At 60.3% G+C, this 20,226-nt stretch carries 16 protein-coding genes; 14 read left to right on the top strand and 2 right to left on the bottom strand.

Going from position 1 to position 20,226, the window contains the following annotated elements; translation table 11 throughout:
• The first annotated feature begins 1 nt into the window (after position 1).
• The 6 genes from RQP53_RS01605 (at position 2) to prsR (ending at position 8,128) form a co-directional block, all read left to right on the top strand.
• Positions 2-430 carry a DNA polymerase III subunit chi gene (locus RQP53_RS01605; protein WP_315648229.1) on the top strand — a complete coding sequence of 143 codons (429 nt, stop codon included), beginning with the start codon at positions 2-4 and terminating at the stop codon, positions 428-430.
• Positions 427-1,332: a hypothetical protein gene (locus RQP53_RS01600; protein ID WP_315648227.1), complete on the top strand. Its 906-nt coding sequence runs from the start codon at positions 427-429 to the stop codon at positions 1,330-1,332. The genes RQP53_RS01605 and RQP53_RS01600 overlap by 4 nt, the downstream gene beginning before the upstream one ends.
• Positions 1,333-1,563: 231 nt before the next feature.
• Complete coding sequence (locus tag RQP53_RS01595; protein WP_315648226.1) at positions 1,564-2,706, top strand: branched-chain amino acid ABC transporter substrate-binding protein; 1,143 nt, start codon at positions 1,564-1,566, stop codon at positions 2,704-2,706.
• A gap of 542 nt (positions 2,707-3,248) precedes the next feature.
• Positions 3,249-4,565, top strand: coding sequence for a TIGR03013 family XrtA/PEP-CTERM system glycosyltransferase (locus RQP53_RS01590; RefSeq protein WP_315648225.1), 1,317 nt, complete (start codon positions 3,249-3,251; stop codon positions 4,563-4,565).
• 84 nt (positions 4,566-4,649) lie between these two features.
• A complete protein-coding gene (gene prsK / locus RQP53_RS01585; protein ID WP_315648224.1) occupies positions 4,650-6,767 on the top strand; it encodes an XrtA/PEP-CTERM system histidine kinase PrsK in 2,118 nt (705 codons plus the stop codon).
• Positions 6,764-8,128 (top strand): PEP-CTERM-box response regulator transcription factor, encoded by a 1,365-nt coding sequence (prsR, locus tag RQP53_RS01580; RefSeq protein WP_315648222.1) that lies wholly within the window; start codon positions 6,764-6,766, stop codon positions 8,126-8,128. The genes prsK and prsR overlap by 4 nt, the downstream gene beginning before the upstream one ends.
• Here the strand turns inward: prsR and RQP53_RS01575 are convergent.
• Positions 8,121-8,321 carry a hypothetical protein gene (locus tag RQP53_RS01575; RefSeq protein ID WP_315649201.1) on the bottom strand — a complete coding sequence of 67 codons (201 nt, stop codon included), beginning with the start codon at positions 8,319-8,321 and terminating at the stop codon, positions 8,121-8,123. The genes prsR and RQP53_RS01575 overlap by 8 nt on opposite strands.
• Between RQP53_RS01575 and prsT the strand changes: the two genes are divergently transcribed.
• From prsT to RQP53_RS01555, 4 genes are all read left to right on the top strand, one after another.
• Positions 8,241-10,928 carry an XrtA/PEP-CTERM system TPR-repeat protein PrsT gene (gene prsT / locus RQP53_RS01570; RefSeq protein WP_315649176.1) on the top strand — a complete coding sequence of 896 codons (2,688 nt, stop codon included), beginning with the start codon at positions 8,241-8,243 and terminating at the stop codon, positions 10,926-10,928. The genes RQP53_RS01575 and prsT overlap by 81 nt on opposite strands.
• A 213-nt stretch (positions 10,929-11,141) precedes the next feature.
• Positions 11,142-12,383, top strand: a complete 1,242-nt coding sequence (locus tag RQP53_RS01565) for a GNAT family N-acetyltransferase (RefSeq protein WP_315648221.1) — start codon at positions 11,142-11,144, stop codon at positions 12,381-12,383.
• A gap of 2 nt (positions 12,384-12,385) precedes the next feature.
• Positions 12,386-13,165 carry a S1C family serine protease gene (locus RQP53_RS01560; RefSeq protein ID WP_315649175.1) on the top strand — a complete coding sequence of 260 codons (780 nt, stop codon included), beginning with the start codon at positions 12,386-12,388 and terminating at the stop codon, positions 13,163-13,165.
• 181 nt (positions 13,166-13,346) lie between these two features.
• Positions 13,347-14,168, top strand: coding sequence for a PEP-CTERM sorting domain-containing protein (locus RQP53_RS01555; RefSeq protein ID WP_315648219.1), 822 nt, complete (start codon positions 13,347-13,349; stop codon positions 14,166-14,168).
• Positions 14,169-14,385: 217 nt separating this feature from the next.
• On the opposite strand, the gene RQP53_RS01550 is transcribed toward RQP53_RS01555, so the two are convergent.
• On the bottom strand, positions 14,386-15,477 hold the full coding sequence (locus RQP53_RS01550) for a nitroreductase family protein (RefSeq protein ID WP_315648218.1): 1,092 nt from the start codon (positions 15,475-15,477) through the stop codon (positions 14,386-14,388).
• A gap of 146 nt (positions 15,478-15,623) precedes the next feature.
• Here RQP53_RS01550 and RQP53_RS01545 point away from each other — a divergent pair, with 146 nt between their 5' ends.
• From RQP53_RS01545 to RQP53_RS01530, 4 genes are all read left to right on the top strand, one after another.
• Complete coding sequence (locus RQP53_RS01545; protein ID WP_315648216.1) at positions 15,624-16,502, top strand: ThiF family adenylyltransferase; 879 nt, start codon at positions 15,624-15,626, stop codon at positions 16,500-16,502.
• Positions 16,503-16,966: 464 nt separating this feature from the next.
• On the top strand, positions 16,967-17,602 hold the full coding sequence (locus RQP53_RS01540; protein WP_315648215.1) for an XrtA/PEP-CTERM system exopolysaccharide export protein: 636 nt from the start codon (positions 16,967-16,969) through the stop codon (positions 17,600-17,602).
• Between the two features lie 91 nt (positions 17,603-17,693).
• Complete coding sequence (locus RQP53_RS01535) at positions 17,694-19,274, top strand: XrtA system polysaccharide chain length determinant (protein ID WP_315648213.1); 1,581 nt, start codon at positions 17,694-17,696, stop codon at positions 19,272-19,274.
• A gap of 1 nt (position 19,275) precedes the next feature.
• Positions 19,276-20,223: an XrtA-associated tyrosine autokinase gene (locus tag RQP53_RS01530; RefSeq protein WP_315648212.1), complete on the top strand. Its 948-nt coding sequence runs from the start codon at positions 19,276-19,278 to the stop codon at positions 20,221-20,223.
• Positions 20,224-20,226: the final 3 nt, after the last annotated feature.

Here is a 20,226-nt window from a genome sequence, read left to right as displayed (position 1 = left end):
CATGACCGAGGTGAGCTTCTACACCAATGTGCCCGATCGACTGAGCTATCTGTGCCGACTGCTGCGCAAGGCGCAGCAGTCTGGGGCGAAGGTCGGCGTGCTGGGCCCCGAGCGGCTGCTGAGTCGCCTGGATGCGGCGCTGTGGAGCCAGGAACCGCTGGAGTTCATCCCGCATCTGATGGTCAATGGCCAGTCGGCCGATTTGCTGGCCCGTACGCCCATCCTGCTCGTCAAACACCCGGATGAACTGCCGCATCGCGAGGTGCTGCTCAATCTGGACAGCCGGTTGCCGCCAGCTGTAGAGCAGTTCCAGCGTGTGCTGGAAGTGGTGTCCACCGATGCCGATCAGGTGCAGGCGGGGCGCGAGCGCTTCAAGCAGTACAAAGCGCAAGGCTTCACGGTCTCACACCATGTGGTGGGCGCCGGATGAGTCAAGAGACAAGGCCTGATCTTTTGCCCGAAGGATGGGCCGCTCGCCGTCGCAGCAGTGCTGCTGAGGCGGCGCAGATCGAGCGTCTGGTGCCCGTGCTGACAGAAGTTCTTGACATCGAAGCGCTGGTCGTCGCTTCGCCGTCACCTGAGGTGCAGCATGAAGTGCAAGTGGCTGATGCGTCTGACAGGAGCGCGTCTGGTCTGCACTTGTCGGCCGAACTTGGTGGATCTGCTGGTGAGGCTGAACTGCTTGAGACGCCGGGGCATGAAGCCAATGAGAGCTTCGCACTGCCCGCGGAGAGGGCAGGCCTAGATGCTTCTATCCCTGACGGCCAGCCCAGTAGCTCAGCGCCTGCGCTTGCTTTTGAATCGCCTCAGCGGGGCTCCGAGGCATCATTCGCCGAGCATCTCGATGAACTGCTGAGTGGATTGGACCTCGCCGGCTCACCGCTGCCCGCAGCCAGCCGCCCACAGGATGCGACCGACACGCTGCAGGCGGGCGCGGGCACCGAACGTGGTGATCAGTTTCTTGCTGCCCTGGATGGGCTGCACGGCGAGATCGTCGCGGCAGCACCTGATGCGCCGTTGATTGAGTTGGATTTGGGCCTCGGTGCGGATACGGAGGGGCAGCTCACTGAGTCCGAGCAGGCCGCAAGCATGGCTTCGCCAGAGCCGGCTCTGGCGTTGCAGGGAGTCGTCGATGGGGTTGAGCCGCACGCCAGCGCAGCTGCAGCCTTCGATGCAGCATTGCTGGATCGTCTGGTGACACAGGCCTTGGTGCCAGCATTGGAAGAAACGCTTGTGCGCTTGACGCCCTTGATTGCCGATGAACTGCGAACCTCTTTGCGCAGCCAGTTTGCTCGCCTGCTCGCCGAGCCGCGGGCAAAGCCTCAGGATTGATGGCCTTTGTGCTGACTGGCCATCGGTGATTTGATCGACCGCAGCAAATCGCCCTTCACTGATGAAGTGGTGTGGCCTAGGGTTTATGCGGGTGAGTGCGACACAACGCCTTGCATGCGGCAACGGTTTTCCATGCTTTCCCCATAGAGACACACTGCCTTTTGGGGTATGTTCCGAAAGGTTGATATCTCAACATCACCAGATTTCCTTCTTCCAACTCGGAGGTATTACATGCAAGTCAAGTTGAATGTGGTCGTGGGTGCTGTCGCTGTGCTGCTGGGCAACTCGGCAATGGCGCAAGACCTGGTTGTCAAGATTGGTCACGTTGGCCCGACCAGCGGTCAGATCGCTCACCTGGGCAAGGACAATGAGTTGGGCGCCCGTCTGGCCATCGATGAACTGAACGCCAAGGGCGTCACCATCGGCGGCAAGAAGGCCAAGTTTGAACTGCTGGCAGAAGACGACGCTGGCGATCCGAAGCAAGGCACGGCTGCTGCACAGAAGCTGGTCGACGCCAAGGTCAATGGCGTGATTGGCCACCTGAACTCCGGTACGTCCATCCCTGCTTCCAAGGTTTACAGCGACGCTGGCGTGCCGCAAATCTCGCCGTCGGCTACCAACCCCAAGTTCACCCGCAACGGCTACAAGACAACCTTCCGTGTCGTGGCTGACGACGTGCATCTGGGTGGCACGCTGGGCAAATACTCGGTCAAGGAGCTGAAGGGCCAATCGATCGCCGTGATCGATGACCGTACCGCTTACGGCCAAGGCGTGGCTGATGAGTTCGAAAAGGGCGTGAAGGCTTCTGGCGGCAAGATTGTTGGTCGCGAATTCACCAACGACAAGGCCACCGACTTCAACGCCATCCTGACCTCGCTGAAGGCCAAGAAGCCTGACGTCGTGTTCTTCGGCGGCATGGACGCTGTGGCTGGCCCGATGCTGCGCCAGATGAAGCAGTTGGGCATCGAAGCCAAGTTCGTTGGCGGCGATGGCATCTGCTCGGGTGAACTGCCCAAGCTGGCCGCTGGCACCATGGGCGATGGCCAAGTGGTGTGCGCTGAGGCTGGTGGTGTCGAAGGTGAATCGAAGAAGTCGATGGACAGCTTCAAGGCCAAGTTCAAGGAAAAGTACAAGGTTGATGTGCAGATCTATGCACCTTATGTGTACGACGCTGTGAACGTGCTGGTTGCTGCCATGGTCAAGGCCAACTCGGCCGAGCCCGCAAAGTACCTGCCTGTTCTGGCCAAGACCGAAGGCTATAAGGGTGTGACGGGCACGATCTCCTTTGACGCCAAGGGCGACATCAAGAATGGCGCGTTGACCCTGTTCACCTACAAGGGTGGCGCTCGCGAACAGATCGCCGTGGTGCGCTGATCTGCTGCTGAATCGCAGCTGATACCGCTGCAACCAAAACGCCCACTTCGGTGGGCGTTTTTTATTTGTCGCTAGAAATCAACTCAGCCGTGAAGCGCTGCGATTCAAACCTACAAGTGTGGATTACGCACGCGTCCGGGCGGGATTGTGTCTGAACAGCGCCGCAGTATCAGTTCTACTCCCGTCTGCCAGTTTGTTTCGCTGTCTTTTGCCTCTGGACCCGCGCGAAAGCGCCACTGGCTGCAGTCGTGGTGGCGAGAGGGCGGCAATACCTCTCGTTTCATCGGTTTCAAGGCGCTCAGCCCCCTTCAAACGGGGGGCTTTCAAGAGGCAGGTGGACGGGCATGATCCACCCGCATAGCGAATGGCATTTGAGGGTTTGTTCGGAAACAAAAGGTTACCGAACTGTCGGTGGAACTTCTGGTGTCGCGCTCGCGTAGCCGCATGGCGCTGAACATGTGCATTTGGGGAACAACATGATTCGGATATTCAACCACTACCTGCATCGGCGGACATTGCTCCAGGTCTCATTGGACTTGGGCTTGATCATCATCGCCATCTTTGCAGTGGTGCTGAGCCAGGGCGAGGCCGCGGGGCAGGTGATTCCGTTTGCCGCATCGCACGGCTTGTCGTTGGCTGGTTGCATGTTCGTCATCAATTCCGCATCGGGCTTCTATCAGCATGCTCACAAGCGCTCGCTGACCGAGTCCTGCGCACGCGCACTGCTGGCGCTGTTGGTCGGCCTGCCGCTGGCCTACGGTATCTTCAGCCTGATCCCTGCGTCGGCCAGCAATCGCGACATGCTGATTCTTGCCGCGATGGTGGGAGTGGCTGCCGTGATGGTGCATCGTGTTTATGCCGCCCACTCGGTGGCCAGTTCGCGCACTCGCAGCAAGATCCTGATCTTCGGCTCGGGCTCGGTGGCTCAAACCGTCGGCACAACGCTGAAGGCCGCTGATCCGCACGCTCATATCGTCGGTTATTTCCCCGGCCCGAATGAAGAACACCCGGAAGTTCCGCGTGCCGAGCTGATCGAGCCGTCGGTCAGCCTGACCGAGACGGCACTGAAGCTCGGCGTGGATGAGATCGTTGTTGCGCTGTCCGAGCGTCGCGGTGGCAGCATGCCGCTGCGCCAGCTGCTCGATTGCAAGCTGTATGGTGTGCGTGTTGTTGACATCGCCACCTACTTCGAGAAGACCCTGGCGCAAATCAAGATCAGTCACGTCAACGCAGGCTGGCTGATTTTTGGTGACGGCTTCAATCAAGGTGTCGTGCGCACCGCTGTGAAGCGTGTGTTCGACGTGCTGTTCTCATCGCTGATCCTGGTTGCCACCGCGCCCATCATGCTGCTGACGGCGATTGCCGTGGTGCTGGAGTCTCGTGGCCCGGTGTTCTACACGCAGGAACGTGTTGGCCTGAATGGCATGGTGTTCAAGGTCATCAAGTTCCGCAGCATGCGCACCGATGCCGAGAAGGATGGCAAGCCGGTTTGGGCCACCAAGAACGATGATCGCGTCACCCGCGTCGGCCGCTTCATTCGCAAGGTGCGTATCGATGAACTGCCGCAGCTGATGAATGTGCTGCGCGGCGAGATGAGCCTGGTGGGGCCGCGCCCCGAGCGTCAGTTCTTTGTTGACGACCTGATCAGCAAGATTCCTTATTACGCGGTTCGCCACAGCGTCAAGCCCGGCGTGACCGGTTGGGCGCAGGTCCGCTACGAGTACGGTTCGACGATCGAGGACTCGGTCGAGAAGCTGCAGTACGACCTCTACTACGTCAAGAACCACACGCTGTTCCTGGATCTGTTGATCCTGCTGGAAACCGTGGCTGTCGTGCTGACCGGCAAGGGTGCACGCTGATAGCGAATGAGGTTCGCCGTGCCGCGCCGGCATGGCGTTTGCGCCGATTGGCGGTGGCGCCCCTGACATGCTTCAATTACCGCCATGCTTGATGGTGCGCTTGATCTGAGTCTGGCCGGCTATTTGCTGGCCATTTTTTCGTACACGCTGTTCGCAGGCAGTTTCGCCTGGCGGGCCAAGCGAGGTGGGCATGAGCTGGCTGGCGCGAGCCTGGCCTTCTTGTCAGCCCTGATTGCCAGTGCGATCTGGGCTGGTGTCGGAGCGGTGGCGGCGCTCAATGACATAGCCTGGCTGGACGATGTCTTGCTACCCGTGGCAGATGCCCTGCGCTATGCCTGCTGGTTTGCCTTCATCATCATTCTGCTTCGACCGGCGGCCAGTGGTTCCTGGCGCATTGGGTCGCCGGCCTTGCTGCCTGCCGCGGCGGTGGCGTTGACGATAGCCTTGGTGCTCGCTCTTTGCAGAGCCTACCGCCTGGCGCCACTTGAGTTGCTGACTCGCGCCGTTGCGTATGACGCGCTGGCCTTGGCCATCTGTGGCCTGATCCTGGTCGAGCAATTGCTGCAGAACGTGCGAGACGATTCGCGCTGGAACGCCAAGCCGGTGTGCCTTGGTCTGGCGGCGATCTTTGTCTTTGATCTCTATGTGTTTTCGCAGTCCGCATTGTTCAAGCAATTGGATACGGACGCGTTCAGCATCCGCGCCGGCGTACACAGCCTGGCGGTGCCTTTGCTTTATCTAGCGTCGAAGCGCCACAACGACTGGCTGGCCAAACTGCAGGTCTCGCGTCAAGCTGTATTCCATTCGGCCACGCTGCTGCTGACGGGCGCCTACCTGCTGCTGGTTTCCGGCCTTGGCTACTACGTCCGCTATACCGGCGGCAATTGGGGGCGCGCGCTGCAGATTGCCCTGATGGCGATCGCCTTGGTCGGCCTCGTCGTGGTGGTCCTCTCAGGAGCGATGCGCGCCAAGCTGCGTGTCTACATCAGCAAGAACTTCTTCAGCTATCGCTACGACTACCGGGAAGAATGGTTGCGCTTCACGGCGATGCTGTCCTCACAGGCCTCACCGCAGGAGTTGGGCAACTCGGTCATCAATGGCTTGGCCAATTTGGTCGAGAGTCCGGGCGGGGCGATCTGGCTGCGCAATGCGGCGGCCAAGGAGTTGGCGCAGTCAGCGCGACTCAACTCACCACTGAACCTGAGCAAGGAAGCGCTTGGTTCGGCCTTCGCCAGCTTTTTGCAAGACAAGGCTTGGGTCTTTGATCTTGATGAGGTGCGTCAGCACGAAGGTCGCTATGCCCATTGCGAAGTGCCGGAATGGCTGCTCGCCGAGGCGCGCTACTGGCTGCTGGTGCCCCTGCTGTCGGCCCATGAGTTGATCGGCTTTGTCGTCCTGGAGCGTCCGCGCACGCCGCTGGAGGTGAACTGGGAGGTGCGCGATCTGCTCAAGACGGCGAGCAGTCAGGCCTCCAGCTATCTGGCGCAGATGCAGTCGACTGAGGCATTGCTGGAGGCGCGCAAGTTCGAGGCCTTCAACAAGATGTCGGCCTTCGTCGTTCACGACCTGAAGAACATCGTCACCCAGCTCTCGCTGATGATGAAGAACGCCCGGCGCCTGCGTGACAATCCTGAGTTCCAGGAGGACATGCTGAGCACGGTCGAGAACTCCTTGGAGAAGATGCGTCAGCTGATGCTGCAACTGCGCGAAGGCGAGCGTCCGCATGGTCTGGTGCATGGTGTCGAATTGCAGGCGATTGCCAAGCGTCTGGCGGCGGCCTCGAGCAGCAAGGGGCGTGAACTGGAGTTGCAGTTGCAGGGTGAGGTGAGTACGCGTGGCCATGAGGAGCGTGTGGAACGCGTCATCGGCCATGTCGTTCAGAATGCTTTTGATGCCACGCCGCCTGAGGGCCGCGTCTGGCTGACGCTGAGCAAGTCAGGTAGCTATGCGCGGGTGGAGGTCGGCGATACCGGCTGTGGCATGAGCGAGGAATTCGTCCAGCAACGCCTCTTCAAGGCCTTTCAGACGACCAAGTCGGCGGGCATGGGGATCGGTGCCTACGAGAGCTTCCAATACCTGCAGGAAATCGGCGGCAAGATCGAGGTGAGCAGCGAATTGGGTGTCGGTACGCGGGTAACCATCCTGTTGCCGCTATTCTTCGCCTCGCAGAATTCAGACCTGGGCCTGATGGGAGCCAAATGACAATTGAGCGGCAACAACCTTTGCTGATCGTTGAAGACGATCTGGCGCTGCAGAAGCAGATCAAATGGTCGCTGGACCGCTACGAAGCCGTGGTGGCCAGTGATGCAGACAGCGCCATCCTGCAGTTCCGCCGCCATTCGCCGGCCGTGGTGACGATGGATCTCGGCCTGCCGCCGGATCAAGATGGCGTGGCCGAGGGCTTCCGGCTGCTGGAGAAGTTGCTCGAGCTCGATCCGCTGGTCAAGGTCATTGTGCTGACCGGGCAGAACGACCAGAACAATGCGCTGCGCGCCGTGCGCACCGGCGCTTACGACTTTCTCGCCAAGCCGGTCGATCCCGATGTGCTGGAGCTGTCGGTGGCGCGCGCCTTCAGGCTGTATGAACTCCAGCGTGAGAACCAACGCCTGCAGCGCGAGCAGCAAAGCAGCGCCATGGGGGGCGTGATCTACCGTTCGGCCCAGATGCAGAAGGTCTGCCGCATGGTCGAGCGAGTGGCACCCAGCGATGTGACGGTGCTGCTGCTGGGCGAGAGCGGTACAGGCAAAGAGGTGCTGGCCCAGGGCCTGCATGAGGCCTCCAAGCGCAAGGGTCGTTTTGTCGCCATCAACTGCGCGGCGATTCCAGAAGCCCTCTTGGAAAGTGAACTGTTCGGCTACGAGAAAGGTGCCTTCACCGGCGCGGTGAAGACCACCGTCGGCAAGATCGAGACGGCTCATGGTGGCACCCTGATGCTCGACGAAATCGGTGATCTGCCGATGCCCTTGCAGGCCAAGCTCTTGCGCTTTCTTCAGGAGCGGACGATTGAGCGCGTGGGCGGTCGGCAGGAAATCCCGGTCGACGTGCGCATCGTCGGCGCGACTCATCAGGATCTGAAAGGCCTGATTGCCGAAGGTCGCTTCCGCGAAGACTTGTTCTATCGGCTGGCCGAGATTGTTGTCGACATACCGCCGCTACGCGAACGCACCGGCGATGCCGTGCTGCTCGCACACGCCTTCCTGCGCCGCAATGCGGCCGATCTGCGTCGCAACGGTCTGACGCTGTCCGACGACGGGGTGCGTGCCATCGAGGCCCATGGTTGGCCCGGCAATGTGCGTGAATTGCAGAACGTCATCAAGCGGGCAGCGATCATGGCCGATGGTGAGCGTGTTACCGCGGCTGATCTGGGCTTGAGCGAACCGTCGGCCGATCTGGCGGGTTCGGATGCAGACTTGGATCTGCGCCGCGTTCGTGAGCAGGCCGAACGTCAGGCGGTGCTGACCGCGCTGTCCCGCGTCGATGGCAATATCGCCAAGGCCTCGGAATTGCTGGGTGTGAGTCGACCCACTTTGTACGATTTGATGAATCGCTTGCAGATCAAGTGATGCTGCTGCAGTCAGGGAGAAGAGTTTGAGTACCACGATGAATCGCACCGCGCTGGCCCTGTCGCTCATGGCCGCTCTGCTCACCGGCTGTTTCAGCCAGTCGCCCGAGCAGTTGCTGGTGTCTGCCAAGCAGAACCTCGAGAAAAACGATCGCAAGACCGCCATCGTCGAGCTGAAGAATGCCTTGCAGCAAAAGCCCTCAATGGGCGAAGCGCGATTCCTGCTTGGCAAGGCCTTGCTGGCCAGCAATGACTTGGTGGGTGCCCAGATTGAACTGGGCAAGGCGGTTGAGTTGGGCTATGCGCCTGATGAGGTGGTGCCGCTGCTTGGGCAGGTGATGTTGTCCAGAGGCGATTACGAGAAGATCACCACCGAGCTTTCTGATCAGGTGCTCAGTCAGGCATCAGCCAAAGCAGAGGTGCTGGCCACCATCGCTGACGCTCATCTGGCGCTCAAGCACAGAGATGAGGCGAAGAAGGCAATCGATGCTGCTTTGCAGGCGAATTCGAGCAATGAAAACGCGCAGCTGGTGCTGGCCAAATACCTTGGCGCCGGCGGTGATGCGGAAGGCGCGCTGAAGGTGGTCGACACCGTCATCGGCCAAGCACCGCGCAGCGTACGCGCCTGGTTGATGAAGGCTGAATTCCTGCGCTATGGACTGGGCAAGGACGAGGCAGCGCTGGAGGCCTATCGCAAGACCCTGGAGCTGGATCCGCGATCGATGGGGGCTCAAGGGGGGACCATCTCCTTGATGCTGTCCAAGCACGATGGCGCTGCGGCGAAAAAGCAGCTGGCCTCGCTTCAATCGCAATACCCAAACAGCACCCTGACCCGCTATTACGCCGCCTTGGTCGCGGTCGAACTGAACGACCTGAAGGAGGCCGGTGAGCAGGCCCAGGGGGTGCTCAAGCTGTCGGCCGAGGATCCTCGCTTCCTGCACCTGGCAGGTGCGATTGCGATGCGCTCGGGCGCGTTTCTGCAGGCCGAGAAATTCCTTGGCCAGTCACTCAAGGCAAGTCCTGACAATCCGTCGGCGCGGATGATGCTAGCGCAGACCCAACTGCGCATTGGCGAAGCGGCCAAAGCGGTGGTGAGCCTGCAGCCGCTGATTGATGAAAAGGCCAACAACAACAGCGCGCTTGCCTTGGCCGGTGAGGCCTATCTCCAACTGGGCGATGCCAAGCGGGCTGAGGCGGCTTTCTCGCGCGCGGTCAAGCTTGATCCCAAGGATGCGCGCAGCCGCACGGCGCTGGCCGTGGTGCAGATCCAAAGCGGCAAGGTCGAGCAGGGGCTGGATGATTTGCAGCGCCTGGCGAGCACGGATAACTCGGCCATGGTCGCCGACCTGGCCTTGATCAGCAACTTGCTGAATCGTGGCGAGGTTGATCGTGCGCTGGTGGCTATCGATCGGCTGGAAAAGAAACGTCCAGATCTGCCGAATGGCGCCGCTTTGCGTGGCAGTGTCGAGATGGCGCGGGGCAGGCTGCCTGCCGCGCGGGCAGCATTTACGAAGGCGCTGGAAATCGATCCGCACTTCATGGTGGCCCTGACCAGCTTGACCCGATTGGACAGCGATGAGCACAAGTTTGATGAGGCGCTCGCCCGGTTGGACAAGGCGCTCGCAAACGACCCGAAGAATATTACGCTGTTGATGACACGTGTCGAAGTCAAGCTGCGCGCTGGTGCCTCGGCTGAAGCGCTGGTGGCCATGCTGACGGACGTCGTCAAGCAAAACTCCGGCGAGGTGGCACCACGCTTGGCCCTGGTCAAACACCACCTGGGCCAGGGTGAGCAAAAACTGGCGCTGACGGTGGCGCAGGATGCCGTGAGTGCGATGCCGGACAGCCCAGAGCTCTTGCAAGCGCTGGGACAGGTTCAGGCGCTGTCGGGCGACTTCAACCAGGCGCTGAGCAACTACTCGAAGCTGACGAGCTTGGCGCCCAACGCGCCTGGGCCCCATATGCTGCTCGGCGAGTTGCACATGCTGCGCAACGATGCGCCAGCGGCAATTCAGAGTCTGAAGCGCGCTGTCAATCTGCAGCCGTCCAATCTGCCTGCCCAAGGCATGCTGATGCGTGCCTATTTGATGGCCAAGCAAGAGGCTGATGCCAGGTCACAGGTCAAGGCCATTCAGCGGCAGCAAAAAGGTCCGGCTGGCTTCACATTGGAAGGCGAGCTGGAATCAATCAAAGGCAGCTGGCCAGCGGCGGCGGCGGCGTACAAGCTGGCGCTGGAGGCGTCACCGGCTGATGCGAACCTGGCCATCAAGCTGTATGAGGCGCTGATCTTCGCGAAGCAGACGGACGATGCCAAGCGGCTTGAGACCCTGTGGCTGAAGGATCACGGCAAGGATGCATTGTTCCGCGAGTACTTGGGCGGGCGCGCCTTACGCAACAGCGACTTTGCGCGTGCGGAACAACTGTTCTCGGAGCTGCTCAAGCTGCAGCCTGCGCATGCTGCCGCGGCGAACAACTTGGCTTGGGCGCTGCAGAAACAAAAGAAGTCTGGCGCACTGGCCTATGCGGAGTTGGCGGTCAAACTGGCACCGAGCATCGGTAATTACTGGGACAGTTTGGCGGCAATGCAATTGGCGGCCGGGCAGGGGGGCAAAGCCCTGGAGTCGGCGCGCAAAGCCGTGTCACTGGCACCTGAAATGAACGATGCGCGGCTGCGGCTCGCCGAAGCATTGCTTGCGACTGGCGATAAGGCGGCAGCCGCCGCTGAACTGAAGCGGCTGGCGGCCCTCGGCGACAAATTCAGCGATCAGGAAGCCGTCAAGAAGCTGCAAACTCAGCTGTAGTTCATGCTTGTGGCGCTGAGGCGTCACTGTTAGTCTCGCTGCATACGAGAGTTAAGACATCGTCCGGTTGGCGTGTAGCCACCCGGACGTTTGCCTTGCTCATCTTGCGGGACAGCGTGCGACACAGGCTTGTGGTCGGCTGATCCCGTTCAACAGGGGCAGCAGATGACGGGAATTCGGCGGTCCAGCCTTCGCAAAAGGCTGCATCAAGGCATGCGGCGCATGTTCTCTGCGTTGCCTCAGAGCAGCAGGTTTGCCTTCTACCGCTGGATGGTCGACTGCGATCCGGAGCCAGATCTTCGGCTCGAACTGAAAATCGCGGAAACCAAGGAAGAACTCGAGGCCTGCTTCAGCATCCTGCACGATGCCTATGTGGCCAGCGGCTTCATGGAACCAGATCCATCCGGCATGCGGATCACGATCTACCACGCCTTGCCCACCACGACCACACTTTGTGCGAAATACGATGGACGGGTCGTCGGCACCATTTCGATGATTCGCGAGGGGGTGTTCGGCTTCCCCCTGCAGAGCATCTTTGACCTGACGGCGGTGCGCGCCAAGGAAGGCAATATCGCTGAAATCTCGGCGCTGGCCGTCCATCCTGAGTTCCGCAAGACAGGGGGGGCCATCCTGTTCCCGTTGATGAAATTCATGCGGGAATACTGCAGCGAGTACTTCGATACACGCCATCTGGTCATTGCAGTCAATCCGGAGAAGATTGAGCTGTATGAGGCGCTGTTGTTCTTCGATCGCCTGCAAGCCCATGTGGTCGACAAGTATGACTTTGCCAATGGGGCTCCAGCAGTGGGTGCAACGCTGGACCTGAAGTTCGCAGCCGACATCTTTCGCCGCTGCTATGGCGGCCGCTCGCTACGCAAGAACCTGCACAAATACTTCTTCATGCTCCGCTTGGAGAACATCAAGTGGCCCAAGCGTCGCTACTTCACCACCAACGATCCGGTGATGACGCCGGAGTTGCTGGACTATTTTTTCAACAAGAAGAGTCCGGTGCTTGAGCGACTGGATGATCGCAAGAAGGCCCTGCTCTGGTCGATTTACAACCTCTACGAATACCGCTCGGTGCTGCCGATGCTGTCCGGTCCGACGCAGGACACCCATCCGCTGCGTCGCCACCAGCGCTACTCGATCCGCTGTCCTGGGCAGATTGAGTTTGGCGAAGGTACTGAAGCCAAGCTGTTTGTGCTGGAGGTGATCGAAATCTCGTTCTCAGGCTTCCAAGCGCAATGCAAGCTTGACTTGCCCTTGCAAAAGGCGGGGGTGGCGACGATTGAACTGGGCGGGCAAGAACGCTCGTGCATCACTGCGACGGCGGTGCGGCAGCGCGATACCGAGACCGGTGTGTTTTACGGCTTCAAGATCGACGAGCCGGATGCCGTGTGGCGCGCCTGCGTTAGTGCGCTCGAAATGGGGCAGACTCACCAGGACTTGACTTGACTATGGCGCTGAGGCGTGCTTTTTTACTGGCCCTGCTCGGCACTTCGTCGGTGGCCCTGGCTGCCGAGCCAACGCTTCCTGACCTGATTGACGCCAGCCGACCGTCTGTCCTGCCTGTTGGTACGTATTCACCGCTGGATACGCCACGATTCACCTTTCATGGCACAGGCTTTGTCGTTGCTGATGGCCATTACCTGGTGACGAATGCCCACGTCTTGCCGCCGCCTGACAGCGTCAATGCGGACAAGCGTCTGGCCGTGCAGGTGCCACTCGCGAGGGGGCGGTATGAACAACGCTTTGTCGAGGTCCAGGCTTTGGACCGAGCCCGCGATTTAGCACTCCTGAAGCTCGAAGGCGCGAAGGTTCCAGCCTTGTCGCTGGCGACGCCTGGTCAAGTCAGGGAGGGGCAGAGCATTGCCGTGCTTGGCTTCCCACTGGCCGGGGCGCTCGGCTTCTCTCTGGTGACCCATCGGGGGATCGTCTCGTCGATCAGTGCAATCACCATGCAAGCACCTGCAGCGAATGCGCTGTCCGAGCAGGCCGTGCGACGTCTTCGCGAAGGCAGCTTCGATATCTTGCAACTCGATGCGACGGCGTATCCAGGCAACAGCGGCGGCCCGGTGATGGAGTTGAGTTCAGGCGCGGTTGTTGGGGTGCTGAACATGGTGCTGGTGCGCCGTGACAAGGAATCGGCGATCTCGACACCCACGGGTGTGAGCTACGCCATACCTGTTCAGTATGTTCAGGGTTTGTTGAAGCAGGCGGGCTTGCTATTGCCCTGAGCGGCTTTTGCCTGTCGGCAAGTTTTACAGTGTGCCGGTTGGCTTGATTGGCGTGTTGTGTAAGTTGTTGAATTTAAACAAGTTGTTTGACTTGGCATGGCTGTTGCTTTTGGTGTTGTGGCGGGGTAGCTCCTGAACAAGGAGTCGCCAAGGTAAGAGCCCAAATCAATTGGAGTGAGTCATGAATATCAAGAATGCAATTCGCGCGGTCGCCGCAGCAGCTACCTTGGCGGCAGTTGCTCTGCCCGCTTCGGCCGGCTATCAGGTGCTGGACGGCTGGCAGCTGTTCACCCCGACAGGCAATCAGATCAACATCGGCCGTCTGAACCTGGTCAGCGGTTCGGCTACGGTTGAGCAGGAAGTCAACGGCAGCGGCAACGCTTTCGTCGGCGCCAAGTTCATCGAATCGGGTCAAATCTTCAGCATTTCCTACACCAAGGAAAACGTGGTTGGTGCCGGCGACGTCGGCATTCCCAAGCCCCTGTTTGATGGTCTGCAACTGACCTTCTCCAATGTGGCTGGTGTTGTGACTGGCCTGAACCCCGGTGGCGGCTTCAAGTACCAGTTCACCTCGGGCAACTTCCTGATGGAAGGCGATGGCGGTGTCTACGCTGCTGGCTCGATCGTCGGTCTGGGCGGTAACGTCAACTCGACCAACATCATCGGCGCCACCAACGGCGACTCGACCGTTCTGACCGTGCTGGGCGCGATCCTGAACCCGATGTTCGACCTGAAGGACAACACCGGCACTTCGCTGCAGGCTGATCTGCTGAGCGGCAAGGTGCTGTTCGAAGCCGCTACCAACAACTCGATCACTGGCGCGACGCTGAGCAATGCCAAGTGCTCGTTCGACGCGTCCAAGAGCTGCCGCAGCTTCGTTGCCAACTCCGGTGGCGATGCTTACTTGGTTCGCTCGATCCCTGAGCCGGGTTCGCTGGCTTTGGCTGGCCTGAGCCTGCTGGGCCTGGCTGCCATCGGTCGTCGCAAGTCCAACAAGGGCTGAGCACTCTGTATCGCTTGAGCTGGCTTTTGCCAGCTCAGCTGATCCAGTAAAAGGGGCGGGATGAAAATCTCGCCCCTTTTTTTCATTTCGTTTGCGTATGGGCTGCTGCCAGCACGCTCACTCGATTTTGTCTCAGTGGGGTGAAGCCGTGTTGGCGGAGGTGCCAGCCCGCTTGTGTGCGACGGGCCGCTGCCGCGCCGCAATGGGGTGTTTGTCGCTACTGTCTGGCGCTTGAGCTGATCATCAGATCGGCCAAGTCCTTGCGGGTGGATCGTGCCGATGCGGGCTTGCCTTGCCCCACGCGGCCCATGAAGACGGCAGCATCTGCCGCGGCCTCGCCGACGAGCTTCTGCAAGCGCCGACGGATGTCACTCGCTTCCGCCGTGGCGCCCGGTCGGGCGGAGAATTCACGCCGCTCTCGGGCGTAACGTCCAAAAACCAGAGGCGTGACCTCGGGTTGAAGTTGCAGATTCAACTGCGCTGCCGTCAGCCAGAAGCGTTGAATAGATCGGCCGGCTTCGACATAGTCCTCAATCGAAGTGGCGGGATGTGGTGGTATCAGCAAGAAGTGGCTGGCGCATGCCAGTGATGGGATGAAGTCCAGTTCGATCCGGGCGGCCCAGGTGCCCGCCAGAAATCGGTTGAAGAAATGGACGCGCTCCCAGGACTTCATCACCTGTCGCATCATCAGTACTGTCATCGGGCTGGCGCCCAAGGCCTGGTCGGGGATCCGATCCTTGCTGAATTGAGCGTGCCATTCGATCACATCGCGATGGACTTGATATGCCTCCGGAATCGTCAGCCTTAGGTGGGCGGAGTGAAAGAGCAGTTTGGCCACGCGCAGGCGTGCCTGCGGACCGCTGATCCAGTGCACGCGATGCCGGGGCATGACGCTGGCTTCCAGTGAGCTTTTCTCTGCCTCGCTCAACAGCCGCCTTTGCATGGGCCGACGCTGGACCCGGCGCTCTTTGATGAAGTCGGCGAGGGGATCGGGTTTGACGCTGCGGTCCTGAATGAAGCGAATGTCAAAGACCGGGCGCGGGTCGTCAGGTGCATCGCCGCGTCGTTGGTGTTCCAGTCGTAGGCCGTGGCGCGATGCGGCAATGGAAATGGTTTCGATCAGCGTGCCAATGGAGATCTGGCTCGGGTGTCCATCCAGGTCATAAACGCAGTGATCCCGCGTGTCAAAGGCATGGATGCGCAGGTGGTCTGGTGCCAGTGGCTCAAAGCGCCAGGGCTGCGTGTTGTCGCCACTGGGGGCCCAGCGCGCCAAGTCCAGGATCTCTTCCATCAGCTTGCTTGTACTCATTGGGCCTGTCCTTGTTGGCGCTGATCCGTCATCGACAATTTGAGGCTCGGCTTGAGCGCCAAAAGCCTGTGTATCGAGGGCATTTCATGCTCGCGCGCGACACCTCAGCTGGCGCACAATGGACGCCTCGTCACGAGGATGCAGCCATGACCAGCAGTAAACACTTCGACTATAGCCAAGGCTTCTCCAGGAATATCGGATGGGTGACCACCGCTGAGCAGGATCGATTGCGCAAGGCGAGGGTGGCGGTGGCGGGTCAGGGGGGTGTTGGTGGCGCGCATGTTTTGACGCTGGCGCGCTTGGGCATCGGGGCCTTCAATATTGCGGACTTCGACAGTTTTGAAGTTCATAACTTCAATCGCCAGGTCGGTGCCTCCATGCAGACGATTGGGCGGCCAAAGGTGGAGGTGCTGGCCGAAATGGCGTCCTCGATCAACCCTGAAGCCGACATACGTAGCTTTCCGCGCGGCGTGACGCCAGACAACGTGGGCGACTTTCTGAAAGACGTTGACGTCTACGTCGATGGCATCGACTTTTTTGCTATTGAGGCCCGTCGACTGCTGTTTGCGGAGTGTGAGCGGCGTGGTATCCCGGCGCTGACCGCAGCTCCCTTGGGCATGGGGGTGTCGATGTTGTATTTCAAGCCGGGCGCAATGAGCTTTGAGGAGTACTTCAAGGTCGAGGGGCATCCGCAGCAGGAGCAATACGCGCGTTTCATCGCCGGGCTCTCGCCGGCCATGCTGCAGCGTGGCTATCTGGTGGCGCCTGAGTCGGTCAACTTCGCCGAGCGGCGCGGCCCGTCGACGATGATGGCGTGCGACCTCTGCGCCGGGGTGATGGGGACATCGGTGTTGAAGGTCTTGCTTGGGCGCGGTGAATTACGCCCGGCGCCCTGGGCCATGCAGTTTGATGCCTATCGGCAGAAACTCAGCTTTACCTGGCGCCCGGGTGGCAATTCGAATCCGTTGCAGCAACTGCTGATGATGCTGATACGGCCAATGCTGCGCGGTCAGATGAAGAAATAGGCGCCTCGGGAATACCCGAGGCCCGGCAATTTGTTGCAAAGCGTTAATCGGCCTGAAACCCCTCTGATACCACTGCAGCAAAAAACCTTCCGGATGCCCTCAGTCGAGGGGTGGCGTGCAGGGATCGTTATGGTGTGAAATCTGCCGCTTGGTTTTTCGGCTGCCGTGCCGAAGGGGTGTGGCTTCGCTGCGCGTCCATTCAGTCTGTGCCGTCGTTCCGGTTGGACGTTTGCAGACGCTGCACATTCCGCGTGGCGCGGTGTCAAATCGGACACGCTGCTGGGCTTTTGCCTGGCTTGGTGTCCCATCTTGGGATGAGCTGACATGGCGCTATGGCATGATCAGCGTTTCGCTCGGCGTGTCGATTGGGTCGGTGAGCTGGGGGTGATGTATTGCTGTGCGGCCTGAGATTGCGCTGGCAGCAGTGGCGTCAGTTTGGATTAACTCATTGCAGAGGATTGGCCTTGAATAAGCTCTTCACTTCAATCTCCCGCGGGCTGGTTTTCGCGCTGGCTGGTCTGGGATTGGTGCTTGCCGCCGGTTGCGCCAGCCAGGCGGGCAAGTATCCGGCTGCTCCGGCAACGGCTCCGGTGCAGGATTACAGCTATGTGATTGGTGCGGGCGACACACTGAACATCATTGTTTGGCGCAACCAGGAATTGTCGATGAGCGTGCCGGTGCGCCCGGACGGAAAGATTTCCACGCCGCTGATCGATGAGTTGATGGCGCAGGGCAAGAATCCCGTAGAAATTGCTCGCGATATTGAAAAGCAGCTCGGTAAATATGTCCGCGATCCGGTTGTGACCGTGATCGTGACTGGTTTCGTCGGTCCCTACAGTGAGCAAATTCGTGTCGTTGGCGAAGCCGCCAAGCCTCAGTTCCTGCCCTACAAGCAGAAGATGACACTGCTGGACGTGATGATTGCCGTGGGTGGCCTGACTGACTTCGCCGCCGGCAATGACGCCAGCATTCTGCGCACGGCGGAGGGCGGCAAGCAGTACTCGGTGCGCATCAAGGACTTGATCCGTCGTGGCGATGTTTCTGCCAATGTCGAAATGCGTCCGGGCGACATCCTGATCATTCCGCAGAGCTTTTTCTGAGTCGGGCTGGGGTCTGGTCTTCAGGCCTCGCGTGCTGATGCTGTCGAACGCTTCGCCACCCTCGCGGTGGCTCCAACCTGCCTAGGTCCTCATGGATTTGCTCATTGCCCAGTTACTGCTGATTTTGCGGCGGATGTGGAAATACCGCTGGCCGGGATTGCTGGTGGCGTGGATTGCCGGCCTGGTCGGGGCGATCATCACCTTCACAGTGCCCAATCGCTATGAAGCCAGTGCGCGGATTTATGTCGACACCCAGTCGATTCTGAAGCCGCTGATGTCCGGCCTGGCGGTGCAACCCAATGTTGAACAGCAGGTTGTGATGCTGAGTCGGACACTGATCAGCCGGCCCAATGTCGAAAAGCTGGTTCGCATGGCCGATCTGGACTTGAAGAACCAGACCAAGGCGCAGCAGGAAGCGTTGATCGAGACGCTGACCAAGGAGTTGTCGATCAAGAGCACGGCGCGGGACAACCTCTACACCTTGGCCTATCGTGATTCCGAGCCCGAAACCGCCAAGCGCGTCGTGCAGTCCCTGGTGTCGATCTTTGTGGAATCAAGCCTCGGTGCCAGCCGCAAGGACACAGCAACTGCAACCACCTTCATCAACGAACAGATCAAGAACTACGAGGCCAAGCTGGAAGAGGCAGAGTCACGGCTGAAGGAATTCCGTCTGCGCAACATTCAAATGACGGCGAGCGAGGGCAAGGATTCGGCCAGCCGCCTGAGTGAGTTGAGCGCGCAACTCGACCGCGCACGCTTGGAATTGCGCGAGGCCGAGAACGCGCGTGATGCGGCCAAGTCGCAGATGGAAGCCGAAAAGACTCGCCTCGGTTCGGGCACTGTGCAAAGCCTGCTGCAGGAGTCGGCGCAGTCCAGCGCCACGCCCGAAATCGATGCGCGCATCGATGCACAGAAGCGTAATCTCGATGCGCTGCTGCAGCGCTATACCGAACAGCATCCCGACATCATCAGCGCGCGCAAGCTGATCAAGGATCTCGAGGAGCAAAAGCGCAAGGAAGCCGCCGAATTGCAAAAGGCCGCGCTCAATGCACCGGCCGGCCGTGGCGGCCCGACCAGCCTCCTGCAGCAGGAAATGAGCCGCATGCTGGCCATGCAAGAGGTTCAGGTGGCTCAGCTCAAGGCGCGCGTGCGTGAGTATGAGGGCCGTTACTCGGCTGCGCTCACCTCGATGAAGACGGCACCGCAACTGGAAGCAGAGGCTGCCCAGCTGAACCGCGACTACGCGATTCACAAGAAGAACTACGAAGATCTGGTCGCGCGGCGTGAATCGGCCTCGATTTCGGGCGAGCTGGATGTCGCCTCCGGCGTCGCTGACTTCCGCCTGATTGATCCACCACGTGTGGCACCTCAGCCGGTGGCGCCGAATCGCCTGATGCTGCTCGCGGCAGCCATGGCTGCAGCCATCGGCGCCGGTGTATTTGCGTCCTTTGCGGCCAGCCAACTGCGCCCGGTGTTTTTCGACACCAACGAGTTGCGCAACAAGACGGAATTGCCGGTGCTGGGCGTCGTGTCCCGGATGGTCAGCGAGGAAGACCTGCGCCGCGAGCGGCGCGACAAGATCCGGTTCTGGATCGGCTCTGCCGTGCTGGTGCTGGCGTACATCGTCGGCCTGGGCGTGATGGCTGTGCTCAACAATCAAGGAGCGTCCTGAGATGTCGGACAGCCTTATCGAACAAGCCGCCCAGCGATTGGCGCAGCTGCGCCAAGCTGGTGTTGAACTGCCCGAAGATCTGGGTCGCCCTCAGGCCGAGGCAGTCATCCCTGTGGTGGCAGCACCTCTGCCGGCAGCACCAGTCGAGCCTGTGGTGCAAGCGCCAGCCGAGCCGGTGCCGGTGTCCAAGCGGGTTGAACTCGATCTCGACGCGCTGGCGGCCATGGGCCTGATCACACCGAGTGCACCGCGCTCGCAGTTCGCTGATCAGTACCGTGTCATCAAGCGCCCGCTGATCAAGAATGCCGTCGGCCATGGTGCCGAGACGATCAACCACGCCAACCTGATCATGGTGACCAGCGCCTTGGCCGGTGAGGGCAAGAGCTTCACTTCGTTGAATCTGGCGATGAGCATTGCGGCCGAGCTGGATCACACGGTGATGCTGGTCGATGCCGATGTGGCACGCCCTTCGGTGCTGCGCATGCTGGGACTGCCCCCTGGCCCGGGCCTGCTCGATGTGCTGGAAAACCAGGCCGAAATGTCCGATGTCTTGTTGCGCACGAATATCGACAAGCTGACCATTCTGCCCAGCGGCACGCCTCATGCACGGGCCACCGAATTGCTGGCCAGCGATGCCATGAGCCAGTTGCTGGACGATACGGCGAAGCGTTATTCGGATCGCATCATCATCTTCGATTCGCCGCCGCTGCTGCTGACCACCGAGTCGCGTGTGCTGGCCTCGCATATGGGCCAGATCGTCATCGTTGTCCATGCCGAAAAGACGCCGCAGAGCGCGGTAACCCAGGCTTTGGCCACCATCGAGGCTTGCCCGGTCAAGATGATGCTGCTCAACCAGGTGCGTGAGTCACCCGGTGGCTCCTATGGCTATGGGTACAGCTATGGCTACGGCTACGGCTACGGCCATGAAGATGAAGCGCCCAAGGAATAAGTC

Origin of the sequence: Roseateles aquae, from assembly GCF_032337115.1 — a bacterium.
GTDB classification, from domain to species: Bacteria; Pseudomonadota; Gammaproteobacteria; order Burkholderiales; family Burkholderiaceae_C; genus Roseateles_C; species Roseateles_C aquae.
The sequence above is the reverse complement of the archived record's forward strand: the minus strand, read 5'-3'. Positions and strand labels throughout refer to the sequence as shown.